We start from the raw sequence: 5,811 nt of genomic DNA on the forward strand, positions 1-5,811 counted from the left end.
TTGAGGTCGACCTGCCACTGGGACGGGTCGTTGGCCACCGCGCCGCCGCGACCGTTGAACTCGGCGCTGCGGGCGAAGACGGGGTTGCTGCTCTTCATGTTTCCCTCCGTGGGATGGCTCCGAAAAGTTGGAGTCGTTGGTTCTACCCTACTCAACGCCGGCGACAGGCTGTTTGATCCCGTTCCGGTCGTTGGCCTTCGCAACCTTCTGCGGGCTGACCGACGCCGGTACCCGCCATCAGGGGCGTCTCGGCGGATTCAGCCGCGGACGTCGTGGAGGTGGTGGACGACGTCGTGCAGGAAGTACTGCAGCAGCGTCTCGACCGTGAAGACCGAGCCGTTGCTGCGGCGGCCCGTGCGGCCGAGGGCATCGGCCGGGATCGCGTCGAAGAGCTCCGCCGCGGCCGTGCCCGCCACGACCAGCTGGCTCGAGACCTCCGAGGGGAGCTGCGAGACGTAGTCCTCCTCGATCGCGGTCTCGTCCTGGTCCCAGTTGGCGAACTGCGGATCGTCCTCGGCGAGCATCAGCCGGACCCGGTCCGCGAAGACCAGGAAGACGTCCCGGACGTGGCACGCGTACTCGGTGGGCGACCACGTCGCGGGGTCCGGCCGCTCCCGCGCCTCCATCCGGCCCAGCACGACCTGCCAGCGCGGCAGCTGCATCCGGACGCTCGCGCCGACCGTCGCGGCGTCGACGTCGGCGGCGACGAAGCCGCACTCGCCGCACGGCTCCCGGAGGACCCAGGTCCAGTCCTTGCTGTCAGGCTCGATGTCCACACGACTACGCTACTGCGGTGGAACCGACCCCGTACCGCACCGAGCCGGTCTCGTTCACCCGCCGTGGTGGCCGCCTGACCGAGCGCCAGAGCGACGCCTGGGACAAGATCTCCTCGACGTACGTCCTGGAGGCCCCCGCGCACGGGCCGAGCACGTCGATCGACCCGACGTACGTCCTGGACCGCGCTGCCGCCTTCGGCCGGGAGGCGCCCCTCGTGGTGGAGATCGGCAGTGGCCGCGGCGAGGCGATCGTCAGGTCCGCCCAGGACCATCCCGAGCTCGACTTCCTGGGGCTCGAGGTCTACGTGCCGGGCGTCGCGCAGACGCTCGTGACGATGCGGCACGAGGGCGTCACGAACGTACGGCTCATGGTCGTCAACGCTGCCGAGGCGCTCGCCACGATGCTGCCGGCCCGCTCGGTCAGCGAGCTGCGCATCTGGTTCCCCGATCCGTGGCACAAGAAGCGGCACAACAAGCGCCGGCTGGTGACCCCCGCGTTCGCCGCGCTCGCCGCGCGGGTCCTCGAGCCGGGCGGGTCCTGGCGGCTCGCGACCGACTGGCAGGACTACGCCGACCAGATGCGTGACGTCCTCGACGCGTCCCCGGACTTCGAGTTCACCGGGGACTGGGCGCCGCGGTTCGATGGACGCCCGCAGACCCGGTTCGAGGGCAAGGGGCTCCGCGTCGACCGCGCGATCCGCGACCTGCACGCCGTCCGCCGCACGACCTAGGATGCAGGCATGACCGAGCAGAGCAATGCCGAGAAGCTGCGGATCAGCGACGGATCGATCGTCTGGATCATCGGCTCGACCGTCGAGGAGACGTCCCTGCTCGATCCGCTGCCCGAGGGCGCCGAGGTCGTCGAGCAGCGGGACGACGAGCACGACCCGGACCTCATCGACGCGGCGATCGTGTTCGCCGACGACCGGCTGCAGCTGGCCGAGCAGTTCGACGAGACGCTGCCGCAGCTCGGCTCGATCCCCCTGGTGTGGGTGGCGTGGCCGGCCGGGACGGATGTCGGTCAGGAGACGATCCAGGAGCTGCTGAGCGACTACGGCTGGGCGGCCGTCGAGACCGTGACCCTCGACGAGACGTGGTCGGCGCTGCGGATCGAGCAGTCCTAGCGATCCTGCCCAGGTTTGCGGGATCCTGCACGATTTCGGCGTGGACCGAGGGTGCAGCGGGGTGCGGACCCGGGCCTAGGTTCGAGGAGAACCTTCTTCTCTGCGCACAGGACGGTAGCCATGGCCGAAGACACCCCACCCCCCAGCAAGGGCACGATCGTCCTGGTCCACGGGCTCTGGATGACGCCCAAGAGCTGGGCCGGCTGGAAGCAACGCTACGAGCAGGCCGGCTACACCGTCGTGGTCCCCGCCTGGCCCGGCGTCAGCGATGACGTCGCCGGGCTGCGCATGGACTCGTCCCGGCTCAACGGCCTGCGGATCCGGACCGTCGTCGACCACCTCGCCACCGTCATCGACGGGATCGTCGACGAGACCGGCGAGCAACCCATCATCATGGGGCACTCGTTCGGCGGGCTGATGACCCAGCTCCTGCTCGAGCGCGGCTATGGCAAGGCCGGCATCGCGATCGACTCGGCCCAGTCGGCGGGCGTCCCGGTCCTGCCGCTCAGCGTCATCCGGGCCGGCATGCCGGTCCTCGGCAAGCCCTGGACGATCAACCGCACGGTGCTGCTCACCGCCAAGCAGTTCCACTACGCCTTCACCAACACGCTGTCGATGGCCGAGTCCGAGAAGGTCCGCGAGGACCTGCAGATCCCCGCGCCCGGCAAGCCCCTGTGGCAGGCCGCACTGCACCTGACCACCAACTCGGGCGACTCCCGGATCGACTACGGACGGGCGGGTCGGGCGCCCCTGCTGTTCATCGCCGGCACCGCCGACCACATCGTGCCGCCGAAGGTCAACCACAAGAACGCCAAGGCGTACAAGGTCGGGGTCGTCGCGGACTACGCCCTCGGATGGGCGGAGTCCCACTGACCGATCAGCGGTTCTTCCACACCGGCTGGCGCTTCTCACCGAACGCCATGATCCCCTCGAGGGTGTCCTCGCTGATCAGCAGCTGGTCCATCGCATCGGTCTCGTGACGCGCGGCCTCGACCGGGTCGGCGATGCCCCGCGTCGCGGCCATGACCTCCAGCGACAGCCGCACCGACGTGGGCGACACCCCCACGATCTCCGCGGCGAGCCCGCGGGCGGCCGCCAGGGCGCCGCCGTCCGGCACGACCCGGCTGACCAGCCCGAGCCGCAGCGCCTCGTCGGCCTGGATCGAGCGACCCGTCAGGATCAGCTCGTTCGCGATCTTCTCGGGGATCGCGCGCGGCAGCCGCACGACGCCACCGGCCGCGGCGAACAGCCCGACCTTGACCTCCGGGAGCGCGAATGTGGCGGACTGGGTCGCGACCGCCAGCTGGCAGGCCAGGACGATCTCGAAGCCGCCGCCCATCGCCGTGCCGTTGACCGCCGCGATGACCGGCTTGAGCAGACCCTTGCGTGACGTCAGACCGCCGAAGCCGCTGTCGGGGAACCACGGCAGGTCACCCATCGACGCGGTCAGGTCGTTGCCGGCGCAGAAGGCGTCGTCACCCGCACCCGTGATGATCGCGACCCACAGCTCCGGGTCGGCGGCATACGCGTCGAAGATCTCGTCGAGCTCGACGTGCGCCGCGGCGTGCAGCGCGTTGCGGACCGCCGGGCGTTCCAGGGTGACCTCGAGGACGCGGCCGTCGCGCCGGACCGAGACGTGCTCGTAGTCGTCGCGCAAACCGCGCGCGGCGGCCGGGAAGAGCTCCGCCGCGCGCTCCTTGGTCAGCACGACCCGGTTGCCGTACCCGAACGACCGGACGTACACGCGGGCACCGAGGGGCTCCTGCTCCCCCGTCAGCAGGTCGACCACGTCGGCGTCGCCGGGCGCGGTCATCGCGAAGAACCGGCGGCCGTCGGACTCGAGGCGGCCGACGACGATCCCGACGTCCCCGGCGCGCTCGTGCTTGACGGTGTAGGTCTCGATCGTCGCCCAGCCGTCCGGCGTCGAGGTCGTGGGCACCCGCGGGGCCGCGTCGAGCTCGGCCTGGAGCGCCGCCGAGTCGACGACGGGCCAGGAGCGGGGCGTCGTGGCGTACACGCCGGCGGAATACTTCGACAGCATGCCGCCGTTGGCGCCGACCAGGCCGTACGCGCCGGGGGTCGCGCGGACCCGCGACACGATCTCGGCGATGCCGTGCATCGAGTAGTTGTTGCCCGCGCCGCCGAAGAACGGCAGTCCGCCGGTCGCGGTCAGGCCCCGCGGGTCGTCGGCCGACAGGCCGGTGCCGTCGCAGACCGCCGCGACCGCGATCGGATAGCAGCTGTAGAGGTCGAGGTGGGCCAGGTCGTCGGTCGTGACCCCGGCGACCTCCAGCGCGTGCGTCACGGCGAGGACCGCCGCGGGGCTCGCACCGAGGTCGGGGCGGTCGATGATCGACTGCTCGGCGGTGTCGGCGCGGCCGTGCAGGAAGACGTACCGCTCCTCCGGCACCCCGAGCCGGCGGGCGGCGGCGAGCGACATCATGAGGACCGCCGCCCCCTGGTTGACCTGGTCACGGGCGATGACGAAGCGCGGGTAGGGGTCCGCGACCATGCGGTTGCGCTCGGTCACCGTCATGAGCTCCTCGGCAGTGCGCTCCGTCGGGGCTGCGGCCAGCGGGTTGGCGGCCGCGACCGTCGTGAAGGGCGCGAAGAGCTCGCCCATCGTGGCGGCGTACGTCGCGCGGTCCAGCCCGAGCCGTGCGCGCCGGGCGTGCTCCAGCAGGGCGTACTGGCTCGTGGCGTCGACCAGGCCGTGGCGCACCTGGGGCAGCGTGACGATGCCGCGCAGTCCGTAGCCGCGGTCCTCGACGGTGCCGCCGGGGTCGTCGCTGAAGTCGGGCTTGTCCTCGGCGCCGGAGAAGTGCCGGGCCGTCGAGATCGCCTCGGAGCCGACCAGCAGCACGACCTCGGACTCGCCGCGGGCGATCGCGTCGCCCAGCTCGGAGACGAGGTGCTGGGGGCCCTGGCCGCCGGTGACCTCGAGGATCGCGCGCTGCGGGTCGGCGCCCAGGTCGCGGGCGATCGAGCGGGCGACGTTGGTCGAGCGGCCCAGCGGGGCGAAGCCGATCGGGGTCGAGATCTCGAACTGACGGATCGCCGCGATCGTGTCGATCGCGGCGGCGATCCCCTTGCCGGCGGCGTCGGCGATCGCCTGGTTCGCGGCCGCGACCGCGAGTCCCACCGCGGACAGCCCGCGGTAGTCAGGATCGTCGACCCGCTCGGCGTGCTGGCCGACGCCGACGAGGACGGGGGTGCGGGGATCCAGGTTCTCGGTCATGCGACCACTATACTGACGACAATCGTTCAGTAATGACAGAGGTGGACCATGACAGCGCTCGGACGCCCCCGCGATCCCGCGATGGAGCGCCGGCTCCACGTCGCGTCGTGCCGGCTCTACGGACGGCTCGGCTGGTCGGGATTCAGCGTCGAGGCCGTGGCCCGCGAGGCCGGCGTCGGCAAGGCGTCGATCTACCTGCGCTGGCCCGACCGGGCCGGGCTGCTGGTCGACTCGCTCGTCGCGACGCTGGTCAACCTCGAGGACGTCGACACCGGCTCGCTACGGGGAGACCTGCTGGCGCTCGCCCGGCACCACCTGGCGCACTACGTCGGTGACCTCAAGGACGCCGCGCTACGGATGACGACCGAGGCGTCACTGACGCCGGAGCTGCGCCAGACCTGGGAGGCGTGGCGCGAGTCCCAGGTCCTCGCCGCTCGCGCCACGGTCCGGCGCGGCATCGGGCGCGGCGAGCTCCCGGCCGGGACCTCGGTGACGCTGCTGCTCGACACCCTGCTGGGCGGTGCGTTGATGCACGCTCTCGTCACGCCCGAGGCGATGCTGCCGGCGGACCTCGACGCCTTCGCGGCGTCGCTGGTCGATTTCGTGCTCGCCGCCGCGGTCGCCTGACCTACCAGCGCGGGTGGATGCTGTCGCGCAGCAGCCGGTCGTACAG

6 protein-coding genes are annotated in these 5,811 nt (G+C 71.5%); 4 read left to right on the forward strand and 2 right to left on the reverse strand.

Annotated features, from left to right (window positions below; all coding sequences use genetic code 11):
- Positions 1 to 257: 257 nt before the first annotated feature.
- Entirely contained in the window at positions 258 to 776 is a 519-nt protein-coding gene (locus JWQ91_RS15070; protein WP_297785918.1) for a DinB family protein, read from the reverse strand.
- 17 nt (positions 777 to 793) lie between these two features.
- Between JWQ91_RS15070 and trmB the strand changes: the two genes are divergently transcribed.
- From trmB to JWQ91_RS15085, 3 genes are all read left to right on the forward strand, one after another.
- Positions 794 to 1,507 carry a tRNA (guanosine(46)-N7)-methyltransferase TrmB gene (gene trmB, locus JWQ91_RS15075; RefSeq protein ID WP_297785921.1) on the forward strand — a complete coding sequence of 238 codons (714 nt, stop codon included), beginning with the start codon at positions 794 to 796 and terminating at the stop codon, positions 1,505 to 1,507.
- A 9-nt stretch (positions 1,508 to 1,516) separates the two neighbouring features.
- Positions 1,517 to 1,900: a hypothetical protein gene (locus JWQ91_RS15080; protein WP_297785924.1), complete on the forward strand. Its 384-nt coding sequence runs from the start codon at positions 1,517 to 1,519 to the stop codon at positions 1,898 to 1,900.
- Positions 1,901 to 2,020: 120 nt separating this feature from the next.
- Complete coding sequence (locus JWQ91_RS15085; RefSeq protein ID WP_297785926.1) at positions 2,021 to 2,773, forward strand: alpha/beta fold hydrolase; 753 nt, start codon at positions 2,021 to 2,023, stop codon at positions 2,771 to 2,773.
- 4 nt (positions 2,774 to 2,777) lie between these two features.
- Here the strand turns inward: JWQ91_RS15085 and JWQ91_RS15090 are convergent, their stop codons facing one another.
- Positions 2,778 to 5,138: an acetyl-CoA acetyltransferase gene (locus JWQ91_RS15090; RefSeq protein ID WP_297785929.1), complete on the reverse strand. Its 2,361-nt coding sequence runs from the start codon at positions 5,136 to 5,138 to the stop codon at positions 2,778 to 2,780.
- Positions 5,139 to 5,186: 48 nt separating this feature from the next.
- Between JWQ91_RS15090 and JWQ91_RS15095 the strand changes: the two genes are divergently transcribed.
- Entirely contained in the window at positions 5,187 to 5,765 is a 579-nt protein-coding gene (locus JWQ91_RS15095) for a TetR/AcrR family transcriptional regulator (RefSeq protein WP_297785932.1), read from the forward strand.
- Positions 5,766 to 5,811: the final 46 nt, after the last annotated feature.

The sequence above is a fragment of the Aeromicrobium sp. genome (assembly GCF_025965075.1).
Classification (GTDB): Bacteria; Actinomycetota; Actinomycetes; order Propionibacteriales; family Nocardioidaceae; genus Aeromicrobium.